Below are 25,137 nucleotides of genomic sequence, written 5' to 3'. Positions count from 1 at the left end.
CTGTTTCGTTCAACTATCCAATTATCAACTTTACTTAAACTGCTATCATTCATACCGTTATGATTACCTCATCAAGGAATACAGCAATGCAAAAAGTCATTCTTGTTACTGGCTCAACCGACGGCATCGGGTTCGAAACAGCAAAAATGCTTCTATCGCAAGGTCATCATGTACTTCTGCATGGCCGTAATCCAGCAAAGTTGAAAGACGTAGAAAACCAGCTCGGTAAGTTACAAGGTAACGGGAAGGTTGAAAGTTATGTCGCAGATCTGTCAAAGATGTCTGATGCCTATAAACTTGCCGCCGAGGTTTCTGCCCAACATGCCAAACTGGATGTCCTCATTAATAACGCTGGAGTATGGAACTCCCCAGAGTCAAAAACAGGAGATGGGTTTGATGTCCGTTTCGCTGTGAATACCTTTGCTCCGTACCTCCTAACCAAGGCTTTATTGCCGCAGCTGGGCAGTACAGGACGAGTGATCAACCTGTCTTCTGCCGCACAATCAAGCGTTAATTTAGACGCACTGGTAGGCAATACGCCTCTCTCCGACGGTGACGCCTATGCACAAAGTAAACTGGCGATTACCATGTGGTCTCGCAATATGGGGCTTGCCATGAAAGAAAGTGGTCCAATGATAGCATCGGTCAACCCAAAATCGCTACTTGGCAGTAAGATGGTGAAAAGTGCATTTGGTATCGCTGGAAGTGATCTTAGTGTCGGGGCAGACATTCTGGTGCGCGGTGCACTGTCTGATGAATTTACGAATGCCCACGGCCTTTACTTCGATAATGATATCGGCCAGTTCGGACAGCCGCACCCTGACGCATTGAACGATAAAAAAGTCCAAGCGGTAATGACAGCGATGGACTCTGCGCTAGCGACGTTTCAGCCGTCGTTTTAACTCTACTGCTCTCGCGATATCGCCCTTCACTTAATCCAGAAATTCGGGCTCGGAAGTACCTTTGGGTTAAGTGAAGCTAGCTTAGAGAAGAAATGCTCACCTTTCTCCTCTTATTATTTCAGCTTGACCCCAGCAAGGGCGTCGAAAAGTACCCGCTTTTAGGTAGCCAACCATCTATTGGTCAATTTGATGACCCAAAGTGATCAGCGCCGGCCGTACGACCACTTTCAAATAACGAGGTTCACGACTTATCGGCTCATTGAGCAATCGGCACGGTAACGATACTGAACCGCTTTTGCCGCTGGTGTTGTAAGCGTTCTTGCCATAGCTGTGTTTTGTCTTCGCTAGTCATGATATAGCTCCGTTAATTAAGGAGCTATATCAATACCAATTATTGATAGTTATCTGAATATGGGTAGAAATGGGCGCTTACTCTTTTAGGCTTGTTGCGGGATACTTAGCTAATCTGAGTTTTAGGTGCAGAACAATCGCAACTTAGATGAGCAGTCATCACCACAACTGATCAGCCATAAGGAAGTATTGGCTATGTTCCACATCAGCAGCAAAGCCGCAATCTACAAGTGGCGACAAAACCGCGGCTTCCCAGATCCGGTTACACTAATGCCGTTACGTTGGTTACGAGCAGCGGTTGAAGAATGGAAGGAAAATGTTGGAGGCTGTGGACGGTGAGGTTCGGAGAAGCGGCCTAAGGCCGCTTTTATTTACACCAAATTTAGTTGTGCTATAGGCGTCACCAGAAACTTCTTGTTATACAAACTCTCTTATATGGATTTGCTATAACAGTAATTTTTCAAAATCTTCGTTTAGAATTTGTTTTGCTTTAAAGTTCATAGATTCATCAAAAATTACATTAGAGGTCTTACCACAGTTGTTTGGATATTCGTTTAAATCAAGGCCTTTGGCCCCTAGTTGATGCAAGAATTTATTATATAGTTCTTCATATGTTCCATACGATTTGAACGTTATTTGCTCTTTACTGGGACCATAGACAATATTGGCTGATCCATGAATTATTTCACAGTGCTTATGAGAAAACCCGCAGTATATTTTAGCGTGAGATGCTTGTAACTTTGTTGCTTCATCTATTTGTGTGACACTCAAATGATATTCTTCAAGTTCATTGTAGTCATGGATGTTATCACTGATTGCTTTTTTTACTTTATTTAGTGAGGCTGTTCTTGTTATTAGTTTTGCTTTGTCTTTTGATATCTGTGACAGAATGCTAAACCAAGTATCAATAAGTTTTTCATCAGATAAGTATTGATGTCCAACAAAAGGGGTAATTATTAACACTTTATCAAAAAGTAGCTCCCATCTGACCAGTGTCTTTTTCAATAGCTCCATGCAGTCATCTTTAGACATCGTTCCGTCAATAACAGATTCTAAAGGTTTGGAGTTAATAATATTACCAAGATTAAAATCGGATATATCATATCCTTTGTGATCGTATTTTTTATAGAAAACAGCAGAGTATTCCTTGTTACAAGTACATTTTATATTTAATAAAAAAATTGCTTTTTGGGGATTAAATCCATATCCCTTAATATCAATTGTTGTGTAATCACTGTACGCCATAATTATTTCTGAAAATGCATTATCTAACTTATGAAATGCAATTTCCTCAAGGCTCTTATCGCAATCATTACACAAGTATATTGGTTTAGCCTTTGAATCAAAGATCATTTTTTGATCATTTAGACTTCCTTCAAAGTTGATAATGCCTTGGATTTCAGGAAACTTAGACGCACTATGTATATCATAATCAACATAGGATTCTTTACGTGCCCCGTAGACAATATATGACTCATCAGGATTTATGGTAACAATTTTAAACTTTTCATTACAACTATCGCAATTCGAAATAATTTCTCCATTATCGCTATCTAAATTGAAATGAACACTGTGAAACTCAATAATATTTTGACAGTGCGGGCACTTCCCCTTGTAGTGTTTTTTTTTATGTGGAATCATAATTTATATCCTATTTACATAACGCCTGCGATAAGGTGCCCCACGATCAATTTACCAAGTTCACCAAACTTCAAAACAAAGCCACCTAGTCTAACTCATCACCTGATACTATGACTCTTTAAAATGGTTCTTCAACAATTTCTTCAAGATACTCTTGTGTAAATTCAGTATCATATGGTTTATCATCCGCAACTTGCTTTAAGAAATTAACAATACTTTTTCCATCATCAGCGATATTCAATGTTTGAGCAAACTCGTATGCAGACAATGGTTTACCTTTGTCTGGATCATGTGAGTAACTATGACTGTGCTCAAAATTTCTTACCGACACATATCGTTTAACCGAGGCACCTGTCAATTTTGCTGCTTCCATAGCCTCCCAAATTTTAGCGTTCAATGTCCAAGCGCTATTCGCTTTTGGTTCACCGTCTTTTTTTAATCTTCGCTCACCATCTGTATACAAGTACCTTTCATCCGAATCATGTATTACATGCTGATTTATCCTGAAGTGACTTAACACTTCAATAAAAAATGGAATATTATTCTTCGTACCTGTATTTAGAACAAACAAGTCACTATTAGGATAATGATCATGAATAAGTCCTCGGAGAACAATAGCTTCTGTATCACCTTCAACTAAAATAACTTCATCAGAGAAAAAAATTTCGCATATATGAGGATTAAACCTATTAAGCATTAAAACCCTATCTTTTGTTTCATCATCTTTTGAAAATACATTATCACCAGCTTGATAGATAACCGTTTCTCCGTTTCCTTTTTTGACAAATCGAGCTAATGAAGTGTGTTCCCTACTCATGTCAATTAACTGAGGATCATGGGATACACAAATAATTTGGTAATCATCTTGTTCTGCAATTTGATATAACGTATTTCTAAATTTTCTTTTGTTGCTTGGATGAAGATATAACTCAGGTTCTTCAAATAAAATTATGTGCTTTTCGCCGTCTTTGGTGTCTTTAAAGAGTGACAATATGTTAATAATTGCCTGTCTTATTAAGCCATGACCATGCAAGTCAAATTTACGGTCTGTGTTTTTAGGCTCTAAATTGCCATCAATGAGTTCTTCTGCCGCTTCTACAGCTTCAGCTAGTCTAACTTCTTCATCTTTTTTATCACCAATAGTTATACTAAAGTCTTTTTCGAAAGCCTTACTTAAATCAGCTTCTTTGTAAGGTGTTGACTGAATATTTAGTTGTAGATCAGGAAAAGTTTCACCAAAATAACGATTCGCTTTTTGACTAATTTGTCCTAGATACCCTTCATTTTCAACTTTTTCTTGTAAAGACTTAATAGCTGTAAGCGCTCTACTGTATTCATCTTGATGGTTGTTTTTTAGTTTTTTAAGTAACTTACTTTTTATTTCCTTTTCGAGCCAATCAGTCAAAGATTTAACACTAGGCATTGCTTCAATGTAAATAATATTAGGTGTGGCATTTGTGAGAATCGGCTCTAAGCCCCCAAAACCACCAGTAATAAAATCTCCATCGGCAACGCTATAAGTCATTTTTGTGGCAATTTTATCGACTTCACCCCATACTTTTCTAAACCTGACTAGACCATTAACATCAACCCACTTATCTAAGCCTTTGTTCGCAAAATTTTCTAGATCAATATCTTCTTTAAGAAAAGTAGCCTCAATAACAATATCTTTACTTACATCTTGTTCGTAAAAGTCTGTGATTAAAGATTTTTGATTGGGAGAGGTAAAATACCGATAGGCGTGTAATACACTAGATTTTCCAATATTATTTTTCCCGAAAAGAAAAACAATATTGTTGTTTTTAAATTCAATTATGTTTTCTTCGCCGTTAATGGCTCGAAAGTTATTTATTTTTAGCGAAACAAGTTTCATATCCTTGCTTTTACATTGACGTAGATTCTGATAAAATAAAATTCTAACGCTCGGCATGAGGTACGCTTACACCACACTCACCAAATCAACGTAATTACAAACCAAAACCGCCGAGTATAAAGCGCCACCTTGATGCCTTTGTTAAACGCCAGTTTCGGCCTCTAATCTATCTTTTTTTGAAGCAATAACTTTTGGATTTGATTTATCTATCAACGGGACTGGACTCGGTGCATATTTCTCTATAGATGTACCCAAAATATACTTGATTGCTGTATCAATATTTTCATAAGCTCCTGTAGAGTCAGCAATACCACTCGTAATTGCAGCAGCTATGACTAACGCACCAATGATTTTATTCCACGATGGTCGATCTTCAGAAAATTCACTTTTTGCCTTATAAAGGTAGGCTTTAAGCTGTTTTTTATCTTCTTTATTTAAAGAAATACCGCTATCAACTTTAGCTATTGCCGTTTCAATTTGTGCTATTATCTTCTCATGATCCAAGTTTGATGGCTTAAATACATCACTATCATGATACCACTTGCTAATATAACTATCCTTTGCCAAAGACACCAAGCTAATCAACCTACCTATTGACACCAGTAACTTTTGAATTGGAATAACATCTTCAGTGAACAACCTCTTTCTTTTAAACCAATTTGAAAAGTAAGGAATATTAAACATAACAGAACTTACAATTTCTTGAGAAAAGTTAAGTTGTTTTCTCTGAGTAGCAATTCTAAGAGACACTTCAATCCCAGTTATCGATTCTGCAATATTAGTTTCTTCAGCTAGATGAGTAACTCTCTCGTACAGTTGTTTATCAATGGGTCTAAGAAAAGTTTGAAACTCATGAATTCGCATCTCGAAACACTTCAAATGCATTGCAGAAGCAATATAACTCTCCCAATCAGAGACACGGCTCATCCCAAAAGCAAGAAGTTCATTCTCTCTAGCGGCAAACTCGGTAAAGAAGTTCTCCATAGAAACGAGTTCTTCCTTAAATTCATCTAAATTTCCGTAGTTCATAAAGCTCCTTTAGCGTTTAACACTTTATTCTACAAACACTGTTCATATATCTTCCTAATATCAGTGATAAACGAAGAAGATTAGCGTTTAGCATTCACATATCTCACCATCCGCTGACTAATGCCACACGTGTGCCCCAACCGATTACTTCAGTATGAAACCATATGAAAATTAAGGTGTAAATATGTTAACCGTCATTATTGTCCAGAAATGCTATCAACTTATCAGCATACCGCTCATACGCCTCTAACTGGTCGTCTAACCAATCATGCTTGTTGTACACGGCTAGTCCCCCTCCCAGCTCATGACCCAGCATCTTCTCTACGACATGAGGCATTACGCCAAGCTCTGACGCACCTGTAGACAACGAACGCCTGAAATCATGAGTACGCCACTCTTCTAATGGCAGGCTTGCGCGTATGCGGCGTATATAACGATTTGCGGCTGAAATGGTAATTGGGGTGTTGAGGTTTTGCCCTGGGAATAGCACGTCATCGTAGGTCTCCATAACGCGTTCTAGTATAGCTCGGGCTTTAGTGGGAATTGGGCGGCGGATAGGCTTATTGGTTTTGCTCAGCTCTTTGGGGACTGTCCAAATGCCGGCTTTCATCAACTTTAATCTTAAGTGCATGGTGAGATCGGCTAGCTAAGCGAAGTTCTGAGAGGCGGTTGCCCCAGTAAGCACGAAAAAGGTATGGTGAGTTGATGGAGGGTTTTATTTGCAGTGCTGGCGCGGCTACGCTCAATGGCTAGCCAAATCTGTCCTAGTTCAGACCAGGTAGGAACACGGCTTTCGTTCTCTGGCCGCATACCAACGTTTTGCTTTTTGATTCGGTCTAGGTCGGTTCTATCAATGATGAATTTGCTTTTGCAGAAGTTAAGGCAGGCACGGAGCGTGGTAAAAATGGAATTGACCGTTTTGGGCTTGTCAGCGCCAATATCATCTAACCATTGCATCCATTCTCTGGCTGGTATGGTTTCGACATTTCTATCTGGGAAGGCGCCAAGGTAGTAATTTCTGGAAAAGGATCGGTAGAGCTCTTGCGTCCCCTTATTTAAAGTGGGGACATAGTGCTTCAACCAGTAGTTAATGCAGTCGTCTGAAGTGACGAAATCTTGTTCACCACTACCTCCAACCCCGTTGGCAATTTCTGGATTTCGGCCAGATTCTCTCAATTCCATCATGATTTTATGTTTCCGCCTTGCCTCTTTTAGGCTTGTTGCGGGATACTTAGCTAATCTGAGTTTTAGGTGCTGATGAGTTAAAAAATAAGTACATCAGAGCTTAAATACCAACCAATTTAAGGCTGTCGTAAAAACTAACACTTAATATCAATGCGATGGCTTCTGGAAACGACTATGAATGATACAAATCAGCCAACCCTGTTTTGGCTGGATTTTGAAACCTTCGGTGCCAACCCGGCACTGGATCGCCCATGCCAGTTTGCCGGTGTTCGTACCGACATGGACATGAACATTATCGGTGAGCCACTGGTTATCTACTGTAAGCCACCCGTCGACTACCTGCCTTCGCCCGAAGCCTGCCTTATCACCGGGATCACGCCGCAGGAAGCGCATGAAAAAGGCCTGTCTGAGCCTGAATTTATTGCCCAAATTCACAAAGAGCTGTCAAAGCCTAATACCTGTGTGATTGGCTATAACAATGTACGCTTTGATGACGAAGTCACTCGCTATACCCTTTATCGTAACTTCTACGACCCATATGCCTGGAGCTGGCAGAACGGTAATTCGCGCTGGGACCTATTGGACACCATGCGGACCTGTTATGCATTGCGCCCGGAAGGGTTGAACTGGCCAACCAACGAAGACGGCCAGCCAAGCTTTAAGCTTGAAAACCTATCTGTTGCCAATGGTATCGAACACGCCAATGCGCACGATGCGATGGCCGATGTCTATGCCACCATCGAGTTGGCAAAAATTATTAAGCAAAACCAACCTAAGCTGTTTGATTACTTCTTTAAGCTGCGTAACAAGCGCAAGCTTCAGGAGCTGGTTGATATCGTCGAAATGACACCGCTGATGCATGTGTCAGGTATGTTCGGTGTAGAGTGTGGCAATACCAGCTGGATTGTACCAATGGCATGGCACCCTGATAACAAGAACGCGGTTATTACAGTGAATCTGGCAATGGATCCTACCCCGCTTATCGAGCTCTCTGCCGATGAGCTGCGTGAGCGCCTGTATACCAAACGTGCCGATCTTGGCCCTGACGAACAACCAGTGCCACTTAAGCTTATTCATCTTAATAAGTGTCCGGTACTGGCTCCGGCGAAAACCCTGCGCGCCGAAGATGCGGCTCGCATTGGTATCGACCGTGAAGCTTGTCTGAAAAACCTCGCGACGTTGAAAACGCACCCCGAAATTCGTGAAAAGCTGCTGGCGATTTATAGCGTAGAGCGTGAGTTTGAAAAGAAAGATAATGTCGATGCCATGCTTTATGACGGCTTCTTCTCAAACGCCGATCGCTCCACCATCGATATCATCCAGAAGACGCCAGAAGCCGAGCTAGGCAAGCTGGAGTTGAATGTTAGTGATAAGCGTATCAAGCCGCTGCTGTTCCGCTACCGTGCCCGTAACTTCCCAATGACACTGGATTTCCAAGAACAGCAACAGTGGAAGCACCACTGTCAGGATTTCTTTGAAGAGAACCTGCCAAGCTATATGGAAAACCTCGAAGCGGTTGCCATGGAGCACCAGTCGAACGAAAAGAAGATGAAGATCTTAAAAGCTGTCTACGATTACGTACAAACACTTGTATAAATTACGACAGTTCACCGGAGCCTTGTTGCTCCACTAGCTTACTGATATAGAAACACATATTGACAGCCCCTTGCGCTTATCTGGCCAAGGGGCTTTTTACGCATCGATGATTCTTTATTGTGAGATTGCGCAACTGAGCATGTACACCAACACTGATAGTGATGGATTTTAAATTGTCATTCATGGATTCGAAGGGTGAATTGTAGTGATTGATATGACAACACAATCTTTAACACGCTGTTTCCGGTTCCCAGATGTCGATTTCGAGCCAGATGTACACCTGCTGGTGTGGCGAGACAAAACACAAACAACACTCACGTTGCATGAGTCTCGATTACTTGAGGCACTCTGCTATTGTGCTGGTGAAGTGATCAGCCATGAGCAGTTGCACAATAAAACTTTCAGCCAACTTGATCCTTATGAAGACGGCACCGGTCAACACTACGATCTTAATAACATACTCAGGCCTTTGACGGTTAAACTTAATCTTCAAGGAAAAATGGCGATCCCCATCGAAGTGGTCCCCCATTATGGCTTTAGAGTACCACTACCCGAGAAAACCTGCCGACTGGTTCACGAGCCTGAAAAAGCAGAAGACAAAGACCAAGTTACCCCTCCGAACCAGAATGAGGAGGAAGAATTAAGTTCGGCCACAGAAGAGATAGTGAAAACCAGTACAGTGCATAAAATCTCTGTCGCCATACTGGCTTTGATGGCAACAGGGGTTATAACCGCTTCATTCCTTGACTATTTATGAAGTCGCTAACTCTTTGAAGCGCAACAGTCATTACAACTAACCGTGGCTTAGATTACGTTTATTTTGTATGATAAATGAGTTTATTCTTCCATTCCTGAAGGGCTCATGGCATATCTACGATCTTTCTTTGTTATTTTTGTCTGTCTACTGTTAGGCAAAGGCATTCAACACCTTACAGGTTTAGCCATCCCCGGTAGTATCATCGGCATGCTGATATTGTTCACCATTCTTTCTATGGGGCTTATTCCTGCCCACTGGGCAATGCAAGGCTGTCACCTTCTTATTCGCCACATGGCTTTATTGTTCGTCCCTGTTGGCATCGGTCTGATGAACTACCTCGATCTACTTACCAATAACGCCCTTATCATCCTACTTAGCACGATCGGCAGTAGTGTGGTGGTCTTCGTGACCATAGGTTTGGCAACACACTATAAGGAAAAACAATGATCTGGCTGCTGACTACCTTGGTTGTGTTCTACACAGCCCGTTATATTTCTAAACATATCCAGCATCCGATTGTTAATCCGCTTCTCATTTGTTTGCTGGTGATCATCCCTCTACTTATGTGGCTTGAGGTTCCTTATGAAACCTATTTCGAGCAAAACAAATGGCTTAATGCCTTGCTTGAGCCTGCAGTAGTTGCATTGGCTTTTCCTCTTTATGAGCAACTCAGCCAGATCCGCAAAAAATGGAAAGTGATTTTCTCTGTCTGCCTAATTGGTAGTTTACTATCTATGGTCACCGGTGCGGGCATCGCACTGATGCTCGGGGCTGATGCACAGCTTACCGCATCCATACTTCCGAAGTCGGTAACGACGCCTATCGCGATGGCTGTTGCAGAGCAAATTGGCGGACTCCCTTCAGTTGCCGCTATTATGGTTATTATTGCTGGATTATTTGGTGCAGTACTAGGGTATCCCCTGTTCCGCCTGATTGGTGTCAAAGCGCCTATCGCCAAAGGGTTAACCATGGGTACTGTTTCACACGCATTAGGTACCGCGAAAGCGGCAGAAGAAAATTACCAAGAAGGTGCATTCAGCTCGTTGGCCCTGGTCATTTGTGGGGTGATCACCTCGATTCTGGCACCAGTATTGTTTCCACTCATCATGGCAGTATTTCGTTAAGACGTGCTAGTAATCGAATAAAAATTTAAATTATTGATTAATAAATATAATTTTTGTTTAAGCCGTGTGACCCGACTCGCACTACTGCAAATGATGCAACATACAGTTGATATATGTGATAGAGATCACCCAATTATATGATTACCAAGCCTACAATGTTTCTCCATACACAAGACGGAGTGAAAACTCATGCACACTAAAGTAATGGATGCTTTAGGCGCTCTACCCGCTGATCTGGCTTCTGCAATTAAACCTGTGCTAGAAGCTGATAATTTCGATGCCACCTTAAGCCCTGAGGTGTTTGCTCAGTTAATGTCGAAAACCAACATGACTGACAGTGAATTGCGTGTTGCATTACTTCCGCTTGCCGCTGCTTATTCTGTCGCACCTATTTCTAATTTCTTTGTTGGCGCAATCGTCCGTGGTCAATCAGGCACACTTTATTTCGGTGCTAACATGGAATTTGTTGGTGCTTGCCTTTCTCAAACGATTCACGCAGAACAATCCGCCATCAGCCATGCTTGGGTGAAAGGCGAAACCGGCATTTCTGATATCACCATTAACTACAGCCCTTGCGGTCACTGCCGCCAGTTCATGAACGAGCTGACAACAGCGAACGAATTAGTAGTCCAATTACCAGAGCGTGCTGCGAAGTCACTGCAAGAGTACTTGCCGGAGTCTTTTGGTCCAGCCGACCTAAATGTAACTGATGCACTGCTATCTAATGTTGATAACGGTATGGAAACCGAAGCATCGGAAGCACTCATTCAGCAAGCATGCCAAGCGGCCAACCGTGCCCATGCGCCTTACACCAAAAACTTCAGCGGTGTAGCACTGAAAGCCAAAGACGGTAAAACGTTCATCGGTATGTATGCCGAAAATGCCGCTTTCAACCCAAGCCTTCCACCGCTACAAGTGGCGTTGGTGAACATGAACATGGCAGGTTACCCGCTTGCTGATATTGAAGAAGCGGCATTGGTTGAAAAAGCAGATAGCACAATCAGCCACCTCTCTGATACGCAGACAACACTAGAAGCACTAAACCCTGATATTCCTTTATCTTATGTCGCTGCATAAGCATAATGAAGGTACGAAAACCGCCAACTGGCGGTTTTTTTGTATCTGTTGTCGCGTACCGAGCAGAAAGCGGTTTTCTCTTACCATAGGTAGGAGTATGATTTTCCAGTTATAAACTCAATAAACCTTAATTACATGTCTCATCAACACAACCCGATCCAAGGGGCTAGCTGGATGGTCACTGCTGGCTTAGCCTTTGCCATAGTCAACAGTCTGGCGCAGTACCTCAGTATGGTTTTACATCTTCCATCAACCACTGTTGCCCTATTCCAGTACTTCATTGCCTTAGTTGCTATTTTCCCTTGGTTAAAAACCTTGGGTATTCGCAATGCACTGCGCACCCAACATTTTAGCCAACACTGTTTCCGCGTGTTGCTAGCGGTAATCGGTATTCAATTGTGGCTTTGGGCATTGGCCTATCCGGTGCCAATCTGGCAGGGTATCGCGCTGCTCATGACCTCGCCGTTGTTCGCTACGATTGGCGCGGGTATATTTCTGAAGGAGAATGTCGGCACTGCACGCTGGGTTGCGACAATTGCTGGTTTCTGCGGTGCGATGATCATTCTAGAACCTTGGTCAGACGGTTTCAGCTGGGCAACGCTACTTCCGGTGGCAGCTGCATTCTTCTGGGCGTGTTACTCGCTGATGGTGAAGAAAATGTCATCCAGTGAATCGCCAACCAGCATTGTGGTCTATTTGCTGATCTTAATCACCCCGTATAACCTACTCCTTGCCGTACCTGAATTTACACTGCCGCAGACGGGACTGACTTGGCTCTTGCTAGGTGGTGCGGGATTATTGACGGCACTGGCTCAGTGGGCGATAGCCAAGGCCTATGCGGTGGCCGACGCTTCTTTTGTTCAGCCTTTTGACCATGCCAAACTGCCCCTGAATGTGCTGGGAGGGTGGATAGTCTTTGGCTGGGTACCGCCGGGAAGGTTGTGGCTAGGTGCTGCGATTATCATTACATCTGTCGCATTCATCACCCAGTGGGAAAACAAAAAAGCAGCAATGGCAAAGGGCTAACAACTCTGTACAATATCAAGCCTTCCGAACCTACAGTTAGCAAAATAGTAGGTTCGGGGGGAAGTCTTAATCCCACGACAATTCTCATTCCTTCAGCGTCTACACTCTCCCTAAACCGCCCAACCTATTGTTAACTTAATGGTTGAGTCGTCATGTATGAACAACAACATGTGAGGTTTACTGAATGTCTTGGCGCGTTTTAACTCTCTCGTTTATCGGTGGCGCTCTGCTATCGCTCTCTTCGGTTGCACAAGCCCAGTCTTTCGTTACGATCGGTTCCGGTGGTGTGACCGGTGTTTACTACCCTACTGGTGGTGCTATTTGCCGACTGGTAAATAAAGATCGGAACAGGCACGGGGTGAGATGCTCGGTCGAATCAACCGGCGGCTCCATCTATAACATCAACAGCATCCGTGCAGGCGATCTGGATCTTGGTATCGCCCAATCGGACTGGCAGTATCATGCGTACAATGGCACCAGCAAGTTTAAAGAAAAAGGCCCTTTCAAATCACTTCGCGCTTTGTTCTCTATTCACCCAGAACCTTTTACTGTGGTGGCACGGGCAGACTCTGGCATCAATAATTTTGAAGATCTCAAAGGCAAACGAGTCAATATCGGTAACCCGGGCTCAGGCCAACGTGGAACCATGGAAGTATTGATGAAAGCCTATGGCTGGAGCAAGAAAGATTTTGCCTTAGCGTCAGAGCTCAAAGCATCGGAACAGTCCAAAGCCCTGTGTGATAACAAAATCGATGCCATGGTCTATACCGTAGGTCACCCGAGCGGAGCCATCAAGGAAGCGACAACGGCTTGTAAGAGCGTGATCGTCAACGTTTCTGGACCTGTGATAGAGACACTGATTGAAGAAAATAGCTTCTACCGAAAGGCAACCGTACCGGGGGAAATGTACCAGGGTAATGTTGACGACGTGCACACCTTTGGCGTCGGTGCCACCTTTGTATCATCGGCATCCGTAGACGAGAAGATCATCTATGAAGTGGTGAAGTCGGTGTTTGACAACTTCGATACCTTCAAGAAACTCCACCCGGCTTTTGCCATTCTGAACAAAGAAGAAATGGTGGCAGATGGCCTTACCGCTCCTCTGCATGACGGTGCGAGAAAGTATTACCTTGAGGCGGAGTTAATCCAACAGGAATAACGCTGTCGACAGAAGTCCAAAACAAAACGAGGAGCCCGTTAGATAACGTTGCTCCTCGCTTATCGAGCCGTCTATTATGACGCCTATCAAAAATAACAGTGCTTACTTAGAAACGAATGCGGAAACCCAGCTGTCCTTCTAAATCAAGATCGACATCTTCAACCACATACAGGGTCGGGCCAACCTCGCCGTAGAACTCAAAGCTGTTCACCGGCACTTGGAAACCAATACCACCACGCACACCAAGCTTGTTGTGTTTGTTGTCTACGTACTGGGCGCCGACAAAGGTGTATAAGTTGTTCATGCCTGGGTCTTGGGTAAGTGAACCTAAGTTGAAGGTTTTATCGAACGCAAGACCAAAATCGTCGATACCTAGCGAGAAACGCAAGTCATTGTGCTTATATTGGATCCCCGACATCGGGCTACCAAAGAAGATACCAACAGCTTGAGATGCATGAGCTGAAAACGGAACCGCCATCATCAGGCCTAGAGCTAGTAGATATTTTTTCATGATGTAATCATTGTCGTTACTAAACAAAACTGCGGCTAATCTAACGGTAATACGGTGTTAATTCGACCCTTCTGCATGACTAATGACACAACTTTGACAATCGTGACAGAATATTACTGTGATTTTGTTGTCGCTATAAACCCACCCCATCGATGAGAAAACCACCAGCTTGGGTGGGCAATAAACACCATTCCCAATAACGAGTTACCCATTGAGATAGCAAATTTAAGGAAGTGATGAATTCCAAGCGCAATCGTTTGCGTGGAGGTGAAATTCCTGTATGATCCGCACTAGTTTCACGTCACCTCCAGTAAGGAATTCCAATGTTAGGATCTGCAACCCGCTTAAACGCAACGCGTGTACTTCTTCTTGGCTCTGGCGAGCTAGGTAAAGAAGTGGCCATTGAATGCCAACGCCTAGGCCTGGAAGTTATTGCCGTTGACCGTTATGCCGACGCACCGGCGATGCAAGTTGCCCACCGTAGCCATGTTATCGACATGCTTGACGGTGAAGCCTTAAAGCAGCTTATTGCCGATGAAAAACCTGATTATGTTGTCCCTGAAATCGAAGCGATTGCGACCAACACGCTGGTTGAGTTAGAAGCCGAAGGCTTGAATGTGGTCCCAACCGCCAATGCCACCAAGCTAACAATGAATCGTGAAGGGATCCGCCGCCTAGCTGCAGAAGAACTTGGCCTAACGACCTCTCCTTATCGTTTTGCCGATAACTACGATGATTTCAGCGCCGCTGTTGAGCACGTAGGTATTCCGTGTGTCGTGAAACCGGTTATGAGCTCTTCTGGCAAAGGTCAGAGCGTGATTAAGTCGAAAGAAGACATTGAAAAGGCATGGGGCTATGCTCAGGAAGGCGGCCGTACTGGCGCTGGCCGAGTGATTGTTGAAGGCTTCATTGACTTTGATTATGAAATTACCCTACTGACGGTACGTGCTGTTGACGGTACTCACTTCTGTGCCCCCGTCGGCCACCGCCAGGAAGACGGTGACTACCGTGAATCGTGGCAGCCACAAGTGATGTCAGAGCAAGCGCTCAAAGCCGCTGAGCATGCAGCTGGGAAAGTTGTAAACGCCCTGGGCGGTTATGGTATCTTCGGTGTTGAACTGTTCGTGAAAGGTGACACGGTGATCTTCAATGAAGTATCCCCTCGCCCACACGATACTGGCATGGTAACGCTGATCTCACAAGAGCTATCAGAATTTGCCCTGCACGTTCGTGCCTTCCTAGGACTTCCAATTCACACCATTCACCAGTACGGTCCATCGGCCTCTGCGGTTGTATTGGGTGAAGGTGTGTCTGAAAATATCCGTTTCGATAACCTCGCGACAGCACTTGCCCGCCCGAACACGCAAGTTCGCCTGTTTGGTAAGCCAGAGATCAATGGTCGCCGCCGTTTAGGTGTCGCGCTCACTCGCCGTGACAATATCGAGGGTGCTATCGAAGATGCCCTTGCTACCGCATCCGACATTAAGGTTGTGTACTGATTTTTAGGCAAAACCAAATAAACAACTAAAAAAGGAGCCACTAGGCTCCTTTTTGTTCATCTGCCATAACTGCCATTAAGTGGCTGTATTTTACGCGACTGTAATCAACCAAGCCTCTTCGGCAAAGCGGGTTAGGCCACGCTTGCGACGAGGGTGTGACTCATCCGCATCATCGCGTGCTAAATGGCGAATATCGCAACCTTCAAACAGGGCTTCAATTTCGTCTTTAACCACAGCGAATGGAGGACCGTCCATTTCATGCTGCGGGTAATCCAGTGTCACCAGCAAGATGCGCCCCCCCGGCTTCACCATTGATAGCAGCTTCTGGGTATAACTTTGGCGCATTTCCTGCGGCATAGCTATAAGGGCGGCGCGATCATAAACGATATCGACAGGATCAACCTGTGCCATGAAAAAATCACCACAGTGAATCGTAATTTCATCGAACTCGTAAATTGATTGGCCGTTTCCCACCGGGATCACCAATGGGGTGTAAAGATGCTCAGCAAAGAATGCACGTACCGCAATTTCACTCAGTTCAATACCAACCACTTTATTGTGTTTCTCCGCCAACCAAGACAGGTCGACAGATTTACCACACATAGGGACCAACACCGAATCCTCTCGGGTTGGTTTCACTTCTGGCCAGTATTTTTCTAGTACCGGGTTGGTATCATCCAGGTGAAAACCAATTCGATTCTCAGCCCAGCGGCTATGCCAAAACTCTGCATCCATTTCTTGTTTTCTCTTTCTTTTGACTGACTGATTGGCTTTATATCAAACTTGGCTTGATATAGCTAATCAAGCCATATCATCTATAGAAGGCGATAGAAAGCGCTGTAAGGCATTTAGGGAGGCGTTCTCAATCAAACTGAGGTGATGGTATTGCTCTTACATTACACCCCGCCATCTCGGCGTGCGCGAAGCGAACATAACGAACAAAAAACAACCAGCGATTACATACAAAAAAAGATGCCAAAGCATCTTTTTTTGTTAGCTAAATTTCAAAGGCAAATCCAGCTAGAAATCTGTTCTTCAATTTTCTTTTATGAGAGTCATTGAATAAACGATAAATGCTAGCGAATTAAGAAATTCGGAATAGCTTAATCGAGTCACGGCGAACAGTCACTCCGCGGAAAGTTACAGGCTCAAGCAATGTCATTAGCTGCTTAGACACAAAAAACTTACCACCGTAGCTACGATCACCACCACGATTTACCCAATCTGCAAATTCATCTGCCAAGTTGAACATAGAGTTTCCAACAAGCAGAACCAACACTTTAGCGACTTCACTGTCATTCTGTTTATTAAACTCCGCGTCGCGAACTTTCTTACGATATTCTTCGACGATTCTTTCTAGGCACTCAAATCTGCTCATATACACCACCACAAAAAAAGAGGTGCGGATACTACTGCTCATACTCACTGAAATCAACCCATCAAGGGCCTATTCTTGGCAGAAACCTGTAATTTTTTCGTTCTCGTAACATGATTCGGGGCGTTTATAAGGAAAATGACGACTTATGTCATATTTTTCACCTTGCCAATAAGTTATATTTAAAATATAACTTTATCGATACCGCCTTGATTTAAAGCCAGAGAAATAACCATGAGTGACCAAAAAGTAGACATAAACGTCTTAATGGGAAGCCTAAAAACTGAGTATAAAACTATCGAGGCAATGGTGAAAATTTACTGCAGGGATCACCATGGCACTGGCACACTGTGTGAAGCGTGTGCCGACTTTTTGGCCTATGCGCTGACCAAACTCGATCGCTGTCCTTATGGTGAGGAAAAGCCGACCTGCAAACTATGTCCAATTCACTGCTACAAAGCCGATTACAAAGAACGCTCTCGAATTATCATGCGCTATAGTGGCCCCAAAATGCTATACCACCACCCCATTCTCGCTATCCGACACCTTATTGCAGGCAAGAAGCCGGTGCCAGTTAAGCCAACACCGAATGCTTCCAACCGCCATAAACGAAAATCACGCAGCCAATAACAAATTAATTTCTGTAGTAATCGACAACCTGAATGGTGCTTGGTGGGGTGTTCGCTTCAAGAGATAACTGAAAGCTTTTGCCACCTTGCATCTGCACGCTTGATCCACCATGGCCTGTCACACTGACCCCCTCTATCTTTTCAAAAGATCGAGACTCGCTGTAATGCATGGTAACGTTCAAGTCCACATCTTGGTTAGAAGATAACTCAAACTGACAAATTCCCGTTAGGCAATAAACATCAAGGTTGCCATCTTGGTACTTCACATCCTCAACATTTTTTACGGGCTGGGCTGTAATCTGTAATTCTTCGCCACACCCTACTAGTAAGGCTGCCCCTGCGATAACGGCCAACATCAATCGTTTCACGCATCCTCCTTTATCTCTTTCGTTTTCAGAGAATTACTATCACACCGATCACCACTTTAGTGCAACCCTTAGCGATTTATTCATAGTTATCTAAATAGTGTACCAATCAAAAATCAGGCAAGTCAGTTCAGATAACGCCCACTGTCGTAATGTAACAATTACCAATTAATTCATTGTGATAAGCCGCATGTCACATTATTATCGATGCCGTATACAGACCCCTAACAGGATAAAAATAATGAAAGGCATTCTTTCTGTTCAGTCACATGTCGTTTATGGACACGCAGGAAACAGTTCAGCCGTTTTTCCACTACAGCGTATGGGCTTTGAAGTATGGCCAATCCATACCGTTCAATTCTCTAACCACACACAGTACCAAGAAGGCTGGACGGGACGTGCTTTTGCAGCAGAAGATATCACCAGTTTAGTGTCCGGTATGGAAGCAATCGGCCAGCTCGCTAATTGTGAAGCGGTGCTTAGTGGCTACCAAGGCAGTGCCGAGCAATGCCTGGCAATTGAAGATACGGTCAAGAAAGTAAAAGCAGCCAACCCTAAGGCGTTATATGTATGCGACCCTGTTATGGGTGCGCCAGATAAAGGCTGTATTGTTGCACCAGGCATTGCCGAGCACCTGATCAACACCCTGATGCCAATGGCAGATATCATCGTTCCTAACCAGTTTGAGCTTAGCCAATTTGCTAGTATGGAAATTAACTCTTTAGAAGACGCAATCAAGGCTTGCCAAGTTGCTCTGAACAAAGGACCGAAGATGGTTTTGGTTAAACACTTACACAGTGTATCAAATGAGATGTTCTCGATGATGCTGGCCACCCAAGAAGGTTGCTGGTTAGCCCAACGCCCTCACCTTGAATTTGATAAGCAGCCTGTTGGTGTTGGCGATCTGATCTCTGCCCTATTTACTGGCCAGTACTTAGCAAAAGGCAACGCAGAGGCAGCATTCAGCCATTGCAACGATGCCTGTTACGCGGTATTGAAAGAAACCTCACTGCGCGGCGAGTGGGAGCTGCAGACCATCGCGGCCCAAAATGAAATTGTTAAGCCTACTGAGCTCTTCCCGGTAGAAGCACTCTAAGAGCTAACAGCATTCAACGCAGAGAGTCGATGACAATCTCTGCGTTGAATATCATCGACAAGGCCAAATAACGCTAAGCGACAAACTGCTGCAACTTTGATTTATAAAGCAAGCGTGCAAACTCAACGGCAGGCAAAGGTTTCATGAAGTAATAACCTTGGTTAGACGCATTTTGGTCAATATCTATCAGAAACGATCTGCCTATTTTCAATATATCGAATGGGAGATTATATCGAAAAGATGAATCAATAAAGGCGTTATAAGTTACATTCGAGTTGTTCTGTTTATTAAACAATCAAACCATCTAATCAAACCATCTAAAAACAGCTTTAAAGCGTGATAGGTGTGGCAAAATTTACCTTTTACGATTGCGAGAAAGTCAGCCTAGGCTTATCGTTGCTTTGTAATCAGTGACTTATATGCGAGCATCGTATAATGGTATTACCTTAGCTTCCCAAGCTAATGACACGGGTTCGATTCCCGTTGTTCGCTCCAAGCGCTCTGGCGCAAATAATAGTCACTGATAAGTAAGATGACATGCGGTGGTGGCGGAATTGGTAGACGCGCTAGCTTCAGGTGCTAGTGTCCGCAAGGACGTGAGGGTTCAAGTCCCTCCCTCCGCACCAATCTTACTTTAACGTTTCTTTTTTCGTGAAGCCTTTCACCGTTATTTTTTCTTACTGCTATTTAGCAACAGAAATGTTCGCCTCGCAATACCTAATACCTCAATGACAGGTCTATAGTCATCAATACTAGAGCGTTAGATATTGCAAGGGAAGCACATGACATTACCCATACTCTACTCTCTTCGCCGTTGCCCTTACTGCATTAGAGCAAGACTTGCTTTGCTGTTGGCCCAGCAACCAGTGATGTTACGTGACGTCGTAACTAAAAATCTTCCCGATGAATTGTTATTAGCATCACCAAAAGGGACAGTGCCGGTATTGGTTTGTACTGATTCATCTGTTATTGATGAAAGCCTCGATATTATGGTGTGGGCATTAAAGCAAAGCGACCCAAGTAACATGCTTTTAAGTGCCCACCCCGACGCCTTTCAAGCCATGATGGAGCTGATCAATCGCAACGACACTGAGTTTGTCGTTTCATTGGATAAATACAAAATTGCATCACGGTATCACCACAAGGATGTAGTCGATTATCGTGAGCAATGCGTACGGTTTATTAGCTACCTCGACAAACGCCTAACCAAGCACAATTACTTTCTGGGTAACCAACCAAGTTTAGCTGACTACGCAATACTGCCTTTTATAAGCCAATTCTCCCGAGTTGATCGCAGTTCTTATCTGAAATCAGGCGTAAACACACCCTATCCAAACCTTCAACGCTGGCTGACAGCACATTATCAAAACCCATTATATTCAAAAGCCATGACCAAATACCCTCTGTGGCTCGATAACCGTGAAGAGTGTTTGTTTGAATAACGTTTCAAGCAACGGATCGAATGGCGTTCACCCTGCCCTTTTGCTGTCGAATAACCCGTGTTTACCCAAAACTATTGCACTCATTTATACCAATCTGGATAAGTCGTTGATCAAGTATTTGCACTGGAAAAATCGTTGTTATCAAGGCAGATCTTGCAGTAACTAGTGGCTCTAATTGCAAAATATCTAACGCTACTGCCCTCGATTTGAAAAAGCAAATTAACGCCGTCTTTTAGTGATACAATCATACGATAACTTTTGGGCTCAACGAAAACACTATGAAAGACTGCAACCAATGTGGAAAATGCTGTATCAAATATGGTGATGGAGATCTTGCGGCGACTAAAGAAGAAATTGACTTATGGGAGCAATTTAAGCCCGATATATTCAAGTATGTACAAGATGGGAAAATCTGGTTTGATCCTCCAACGAAAAAGCAATTAAACCATTGCCCATTTCTAGAACTCAGCCCCAAACAGAACCCACAAGATAAAAACAAATACACTTGCAGTATTTACCTCGATAGACCTGAAGACTGTCGTCACTACCCTAGCCTAATCAACGAAATGGTGCGTGATGAGTGCGAAATGATAGAAGTCATGGACCTCGATAACCCAAAGAAAGCTCAAAGACAGTTAGATCTATTAATGAGCACAAGCAGACCTTCAAGCAATTCTTAGGGCTAAAGCCTAATGCCCAGTTCAGGATCCTCGCTGCTATGACCAGTTCAAAACCGATTAAGTTTATAAATGCAGTCATGTAGAGTGTCCTGCTGATTAGAGTGCCTGGCAGCATTCGCTAAATACAACTTAATCGAGACAGCCTGAACAATGACAATCATTCATCATCATCCTGTGCAAATTTATTACGAAGATACCGATCATTCAGGTGTTGTTTACCACCCAAACTTCTTGAAGTATTTTGAACGCGCTCGCGAGCACGTTATCGACAGCGATAAACTCGCAACCTTATGGAATGAGCATGGCCTTGGTTTCGCTGTGTACAAAGCCAATATGATCTTTCAAGATGGTGTTGAATTTGCGGAAATTTGCGATATTCGCACTAGCGTTACTCTAGACGGAAAATACAAAACCTTGTGGCGACAAGAAGTATGGCGCCCTAACGCTACACGCGCCGCCGTGATTGGCGATATTGAAATGGTCTGTTTAGATAAGCAAAAGCGTCTACAACCGATCCCACAAGATTTGCTTGATAGCATGGCATCAATGGCTTAAATCCCAATCGTTTAGAGCCAAGATGTCAATACAAGGTGATTTACGATTGGCAATGAAGGCACAGCAACCTAATCATTATCATTGAGCACATTCACTAGTGATACTCTTCGGGCGTAAATAGAAGACACATCCAATTTGCGTCCTTTCACTATCAAGCCAAAACGATAGCTTGCTGACAAGCGCCCTAAATATATAGACCATGCTTGCCCTCCTACTTGCTCGCTGCCCACATTGCCTTCCAATGCATTTACACAAATACCCGTCACTATTTCGAGTGATTGTTCACACGCCGAATCTTCATCGAAAAGTGAAAGCTGTTGTTTTTTGTTTAAAGAAAAATCAAAACCAAATGATTTTAACGATTGAGCAAGCCCAAGCCCTGTCGCCTTAATATACGACTCTTTAAGCACCCACAAATCAAAAAAACGTCGGCGCTGATCGCTCAGGCCTAACTGCATTAATGATTTTATTTCTTGTGGTTGAAAGTAATTCTCCATGATAGTGCTAGCAGAGCGCACTATCGACCCAAGTGATTGGTTCTTCCAGTTCCACTTCCATCAAGATCCTGTTATGCCAGGTTCATTAGGTGTTGAAGCGATTATTGAGCTAATGCAAACCTACGCCCTAAACAAAGATCTTGGTGCGGGTTTCCACTCACCTAAATTTGGTCAAATCCAATCGGAAGTGAAATGGAAATACCGTGGTCAAATCAACCCATTGAACAAACAAATGTCGCTCGATGTACACATCACAGCAATTAAAGATGAAGACGGTAAGCGCATTATTATTGGTGACGCCAACTTGAGTAAAGACGGCCTACGCATTTACGAAGTAAAAGACATCGCTATTTGTATCGAAGAAGCTTGAGTTAAGGATTAGAACATGACAATGCAAACAACCCTAAATAACGAAAAGCTTTCTCCTTGGCCATGGCAAGTTGAAGAAAGTGCCACTCAATTCAATACCGAAGCAATGGCTAAAGTATTAAAAGACCTGAGCCGCGGCTGCTACGTCATCAATCACCCAGAAAAAGGGCTTGGTGTAAGCCAAGAGGCAGAACTGACCTCTGGTGATAGCGCAAGCGCTAGCAGTACACACCCTGTCAGTGCATTTGCGCCAGCACTTGGCACACAACGCCTTGGTGACAGTGATTTTTGTCGTGTACATGGCGTGAAATACGCTTACTACGCAGGTGCAATGGCAAACGGTATTTCTTCTGAGGAACTCGTCATTGCTCTCGGCCAGGCTGGTATTCTTTGTTCATTTGGCGCTGCGGGGCTCATTCCTTCACGTGTAGAGCAAGCGATTAACCGTATTCAAGCAGCACTGCCTAACGGTCCTTACGCGTTTAACTTGATCCACAGCCCAAGCGAACCAGCGCTTGAGCGCGGTAGTGTCGAGCTATTCCTAAAGCATAAGGTGCGTACTGTAGAAGCATCAGCCTTCTTAGGTTTAACACCACAAATTGTGCAATACCGCGCTGCAGGTTTAAGCCGCGATCAAAAAGGCGATATTGTTATTGCTAACAAAGTTATCGCCAAAGTCAGCCGTACCGAAGTAGCAAGCAAGTTCATGGAGCCTGCGCCTGCTAAAATGCTGCAAGGTTTGGTGGACGAAGGTCGAATTACACCAGAACAAATGGAACTAGCACAACTCGTTCCAATGGCTGACGATATTACCGCTGAAGCGGATTCGGGTGGTCATACCGATAACCGCCCTCTGGTCACTTTGCTACCTACAATTTTAGCGTTGAAAGAAGAAATTCAAGCTAAACACCAATACAAAACACCGCTTCGTGTCGGTACTGGCGGTGGTGTTGGCACTCCCGATGCCGCGCTGGCTGCATTCAATATGGGCGCCGCTTATATTGTCACAGGCTCTGTCAACCAAGCATGTATTGAAGCGGGCGCGAGTGATCATACTCGTAAACTGCTTTCGACCACTGAAATGGCCGACGTCACTATGGCACCCGCTGCCGACATGTTTGAAATGGGCGTTAAATTACAAGTTGTTAAACGCGGTACGCTCTTCCCTATGCGTGCCAATAAGCTTTATGACATTTACACTCGTTATGATTCAATTGAAGCGATCCCTGCCGATGAGCGTCATAAGCTAGAAACCCAAGTTTTCCGCTCAACACTCGATGACATCTGGGCTGGCACCGTTGCGCACTTTAGTGAGCGCGATCCGAAGCAAATTACGCGTGCCGAAGGCAATCCTAAACGTAAGATGGCATTGATTTTCCGCTGGTATCTTGGTCTTTCTAGCCGTTGGTCAAACACCGGTGAAGCGGGTCGTGAAATGGACTATCAAATTTGGGCGGGTCCTGCACTAGGTGCATTCAATGCATGGGCGAAAGGTAGCTATTTAGATGATTATACAAACCGCCAAGCTGCTGATGTTGCAAAACATCTGATGCACGGCGCCGCTTATTTAGCTCGAATTAATCTGCTGGCTTCGCAAGGCATTAAGCTACCTGCTGATGTTGCTCGTTGGAAACCGGTTGAAAAAATGATTTAACTGCTGATTAAATTTAATTAAATCAGCCTGAGATATTAAAGCCCAGAAACAATGATGTTTCTGGGCTTTTGTTTGGCCTTAAACACTGAGATGATTTAAAGGTAAGGTGCGCCCCATAAAACCAACCAAATGCACTGAACTCCATACAAAAACTGCCAAGTGTAAATCCCTCCTGCACAGTTTGTTAGGCAAATTTACCACTCAGACTCCGGATATTGCTCTGGCTTAACACCTGCTTCTTTTACCACTCTAGGATACTCTGTCCCATCTACAAATGGCTTAGGTTTGCTGCGAGATTTGGATACCTGAAATATCCAATCATCGCCAAAGTCGAACCAGTAAAATAGCTTTTTACCTTTCGGCAGTGGAAATAAACCATATAACTCAGTATCGAGAGAGTATGTGCGGTCATCGAACGATTCTCGACTTGAACCAAATTCTCTACGAGAAATGAAAAATTGAGAGAAGTGGTCATTATCAAAGCCAACGGCATTAAGGATGATTTCATTCAATTCGCGCAATGATGTCTTTTTCGATAACTCAATTTCACAACTCCAGTCTTCATAAGCATACGGACCTGAGACCAGACTTACTTTAATTGATATGTACATACTTTCCTCACTTGCCTAACACCAAGCTAACTTGCACGAAACCTTGGCATAAGCTTTCCTGATTACCACTAATACTCAGCCCTGTTAACTATACTGATGATAAGTCAGTTCATGAGGCTATTATCATGGCTAAG

At 43.8% G+C, this 25,137-nt stretch carries 26 protein-coding genes, 2 tRNA genes and 2 pseudogenes; 19 read left to right on the top strand and 11 right to left on the bottom strand.

Annotated elements, in window-relative coordinates:
* Positions 1–86: 86 nt before the first annotated feature.
* Both NHN17_RS18385 and NHN17_RS18380 read left to right on the top strand, forming a co-directional pair.
* The gene (locus NHN17_RS18385; protein ID WP_255044094.1) at positions 87–902 is read left to right on the top strand and encodes an SDR family NAD(P)-dependent oxidoreductase; all 816 of its coding nucleotides are present in this window, start codon (positions 87–89) and stop codon (positions 900–902) included.
* Between the two features lie 477 nt (positions 903–1,379).
* On the top strand, positions 1,380–1,592 hold the full coding sequence (locus NHN17_RS18380; protein WP_255044093.1) for a helix-turn-helix transcriptional regulator: 213 nt from the start codon (positions 1,380–1,382) through the stop codon (positions 1,590–1,592).
* 105 nt (positions 1,593–1,697) lie between these two features.
* Here NHN17_RS18380 and NHN17_RS18375 read toward each other — a convergent pair whose 3' ends face one another.
* From NHN17_RS18375 to NHN17_RS18355, 5 genes are all read right to left on the bottom strand, one after another.
* Positions 1,698–2,894, bottom strand: coding sequence for a hypothetical protein (locus NHN17_RS18375; RefSeq protein WP_255044092.1), 1,197 nt, complete (start codon positions 2,892–2,894; stop codon positions 1,698–1,700).
* 118 nt (positions 2,895–3,012) lie between these two features.
* Positions 3,013–4,767, bottom strand: a complete 1,755-nt coding sequence (locus tag NHN17_RS18370) for an ATP-dependent nuclease (protein WP_255044091.1) — start codon at positions 4,765–4,767, stop codon at positions 3,013–3,015.
* A 141-nt stretch (positions 4,768–4,908) separates the two neighbouring features.
* The gene (locus tag NHN17_RS18365) at positions 4,909–5,796 is read right to left on the bottom strand and encodes a hypothetical protein (RefSeq protein ID WP_255044090.1); all 888 of its coding nucleotides are present in this window, start codon (positions 5,794–5,796) and stop codon (positions 4,909–4,911) included.
* Between the two features lie 187 nt (positions 5,797–5,983).
* Positions 5,984–6,406, bottom strand: coding sequence for a tyrosine-type recombinase/integrase (locus NHN17_RS18360; RefSeq protein WP_255044089.1), 423 nt, complete (start codon positions 6,404–6,406; stop codon positions 5,984–5,986).
* A 32-nt stretch (positions 6,407–6,438) separates the two neighbouring features.
* Entirely contained in the window at positions 6,439–6,981 is a 543-nt protein-coding gene (locus NHN17_RS18355; RefSeq protein ID WP_255044088.1) for a site-specific integrase, read from the bottom strand.
* Between the two features lie 174 nt (positions 6,982–7,155).
* Here NHN17_RS18355 and sbcB point away from each other — a divergent pair, with 174 nt between their 5' ends.
* The 7 genes from sbcB (at position 7,156) to NHN17_RS18320 (ending at position 13,720) form a co-directional block, all read left to right on the top strand.
* A complete protein-coding gene (gene sbcB, locus NHN17_RS18350; protein WP_255044087.1) occupies positions 7,156–8,577 on the top strand; it encodes an exodeoxyribonuclease I in 1,422 nt (473 codons plus the stop codon).
* 214 nt (positions 8,578–8,791) lie between these two features.
* Entirely contained in the window at positions 8,792–9,334 is a 543-nt protein-coding gene (locus NHN17_RS18345) for a winged helix-turn-helix domain-containing protein (protein ID WP_255044086.1), read from the top strand.
* Between the two features lie 105 nt (positions 9,335–9,439).
* Complete coding sequence (locus tag NHN17_RS18340) at positions 9,440–9,781, top strand: CidA/LrgA family protein (protein ID WP_255044085.1); 342 nt, start codon at positions 9,440–9,442, stop codon at positions 9,779–9,781.
* Positions 9,778–10,458 carry a CidB/LrgB family autolysis modulator gene (locus tag NHN17_RS18335; protein ID WP_255044084.1) on the top strand — a complete coding sequence of 227 codons (681 nt, stop codon included), beginning with the start codon at positions 9,778–9,780 and terminating at the stop codon, positions 10,456–10,458. The genes NHN17_RS18340 and NHN17_RS18335 overlap by 4 nt, the downstream gene beginning before the upstream one ends.
* Before the next feature lie 189 nt (positions 10,459–10,647).
* Complete coding sequence (gene cdd / locus NHN17_RS18330; RefSeq protein ID WP_255044083.1) at positions 10,648–11,535, top strand: cytidine deaminase; 888 nt, start codon at positions 10,648–10,650, stop codon at positions 11,533–11,535.
* Positions 11,536–11,670: 135 nt separating this feature from the next.
* The gene (locus NHN17_RS18325; RefSeq protein WP_255044082.1) at positions 11,671–12,561 is read left to right on the top strand and encodes a DMT family transporter; all 891 of its coding nucleotides are present in this window, start codon (positions 11,671–11,673) and stop codon (positions 12,559–12,561) included.
* A gap of 184 nt (positions 12,562–12,745) precedes the next feature.
* Complete coding sequence (locus NHN17_RS18320) at positions 12,746–13,720, top strand: TAXI family TRAP transporter solute-binding subunit (RefSeq protein WP_255044081.1); 975 nt, start codon at positions 12,746–12,748, stop codon at positions 13,718–13,720.
* 106 nt (positions 13,721–13,826) lie between these two features.
* On the opposite strand, the gene NHN17_RS18315 is transcribed toward NHN17_RS18320, so the two are convergent.
* Positions 13,827–14,231, bottom strand: coding sequence for a hypothetical protein (locus NHN17_RS18315; RefSeq protein WP_255044080.1), 405 nt, complete (start codon positions 14,229–14,231; stop codon positions 13,827–13,829).
* A 323-nt stretch (positions 14,232–14,554) separates the two neighbouring features.
* Between NHN17_RS18315 and purT the strand changes: the two genes are divergently transcribed.
* A complete protein-coding gene (gene purT, locus NHN17_RS18310) occupies positions 14,555–15,730 on the top strand; it encodes a formate-dependent phosphoribosylglycinamide formyltransferase (protein ID WP_255044079.1) in 1,176 nt (391 codons plus the stop codon).
* Positions 15,731–15,820: 90 nt separating this feature from the next.
* Here purT and NHN17_RS18305 read toward each other — a convergent pair whose 3' ends face one another.
* Entirely contained in the window at positions 15,821–16,465 is a 645-nt protein-coding gene (locus tag NHN17_RS18305; protein ID WP_255044078.1) for a thiopurine S-methyltransferase, read from the bottom strand.
* Positions 16,466–16,814: 349 nt separating this feature from the next.
* Positions 16,815–17,108, bottom strand: coding sequence for a hypothetical protein (locus tag NHN17_RS18300; protein ID WP_107348508.1), 294 nt, complete (start codon positions 17,106–17,108; stop codon positions 16,815–16,817).
* Positions 17,109–17,339: 231 nt separating this feature from the next.
* Between NHN17_RS18300 and NHN17_RS18295 the strand changes: the two genes are divergently transcribed.
* The gene (locus NHN17_RS18295) at positions 17,340–17,735 is read left to right on the top strand and encodes a nitrous oxide-stimulated promoter family protein (RefSeq protein ID WP_255044077.1); all 396 of its coding nucleotides are present in this window, start codon (positions 17,340–17,342) and stop codon (positions 17,733–17,735) included.
* Positions 17,736–17,739: 4 nt separating this feature from the next.
* On the opposite strand, the gene NHN17_RS18290 is transcribed toward NHN17_RS18295, so the two are convergent.
* A complete protein-coding gene (locus tag NHN17_RS18290; protein WP_255044076.1) occupies positions 17,740–18,102 on the bottom strand; it encodes a spore gernimation protein in 363 nt (120 codons plus the stop codon).
* Positions 18,103–18,340: 238 nt separating this feature from the next.
* Here NHN17_RS18290 and pdxY point away from each other — a divergent pair, with 238 nt between their 5' ends.
* From pdxY to NHN17_RS18260, 6 genes are all read left to right on the top strand, one after another.
* Complete coding sequence (gene pdxY, locus NHN17_RS18285; RefSeq protein WP_255044075.1) at positions 18,341–19,195, top strand: pyridoxal kinase PdxY; 855 nt, start codon at positions 18,341–18,343, stop codon at positions 19,193–19,195.
* A 421-nt stretch (positions 19,196–19,616) separates the two neighbouring features.
* Positions 19,617–19,690 (top strand) — tRNA-Gly (locus NHN17_RS18280).
* 44 nt (positions 19,691–19,734) lie between these two features.
* Positions 19,735–19,821 (top strand) — tRNA-Leu (locus tag NHN17_RS18275).
* A gap of 156 nt (positions 19,822–19,977) precedes the next feature.
* A complete protein-coding gene (locus tag NHN17_RS18270; protein WP_255044074.1) occupies positions 19,978–20,637 on the top strand; it encodes a glutathione S-transferase in 660 nt (219 codons plus the stop codon).
* A 278-nt stretch (positions 20,638–20,915) separates the two neighbouring features.
* On the top strand, positions 20,916–21,317 hold the full coding sequence (locus NHN17_RS18265; RefSeq protein ID WP_255044073.1) for a YkgJ family cysteine cluster protein: 402 nt from the start codon (positions 20,916–20,918) through the stop codon (positions 21,315–21,317).
* 150 nt (positions 21,318–21,467) lie between these two features.
* Complete coding sequence (locus NHN17_RS18260) at positions 21,468–21,872, top strand: thioesterase family protein (protein ID WP_255044072.1); 405 nt, start codon at positions 21,468–21,470, stop codon at positions 21,870–21,872.
* A gap of 328 nt (positions 21,873–22,200) precedes the next feature.
* On the opposite strand, the pseudogene NHN17_RS26065 reads toward NHN17_RS18260, so the two are convergent.
* A pseudogene (locus NHN17_RS26065) lies at positions 22,201–22,369 on the bottom strand (4'-phosphopantetheinyl transferase family protein); the annotation flags it as partial.
* 10 nt (positions 22,370–22,379) lie between these two features.
* Here NHN17_RS26065 and NHN17_RS18250 point away from each other — a divergent pair.
* Positions 22,380–22,739: pseudogene (locus NHN17_RS18250) on the top strand (beta-hydroxydecanoyl-ACP dehydratase); the annotation flags it as partial.
* A 15-nt stretch (positions 22,740–22,754) separates the two neighbouring features.
* Entirely contained in the window at positions 22,755–24,392 is a 1,638-nt protein-coding gene (pfaD, locus tag NHN17_RS18245; RefSeq protein ID WP_255044070.1) for an eicosapentaenoate synthase subunit PfaD, read from the top strand.
* 194 nt (positions 24,393–24,586) lie between these two features.
* Here pfaD and NHN17_RS18240 read toward each other — a convergent pair whose 3' ends face one another.
* Positions 24,587–25,003, bottom strand: a complete 417-nt coding sequence (locus tag NHN17_RS18240; RefSeq protein WP_255044069.1) for an IS1096 element passenger TnpR family protein — start codon at positions 25,001–25,003, stop codon at positions 24,587–24,589.
* Positions 25,004–25,137: the final 134 nt, after the last annotated feature.

It is taken from the genome of Photobacterium pectinilyticum (assembly GCF_024357955.1).
Classification (GTDB): domain Bacteria; phylum Pseudomonadota; class Gammaproteobacteria; order Enterobacterales; family Vibrionaceae; genus Photobacterium; species Photobacterium pectinilyticum.
The sequence above is the reverse complement of the archived record's forward strand: the minus strand, read 5'-3'. Positions and strand labels throughout refer to the sequence as shown.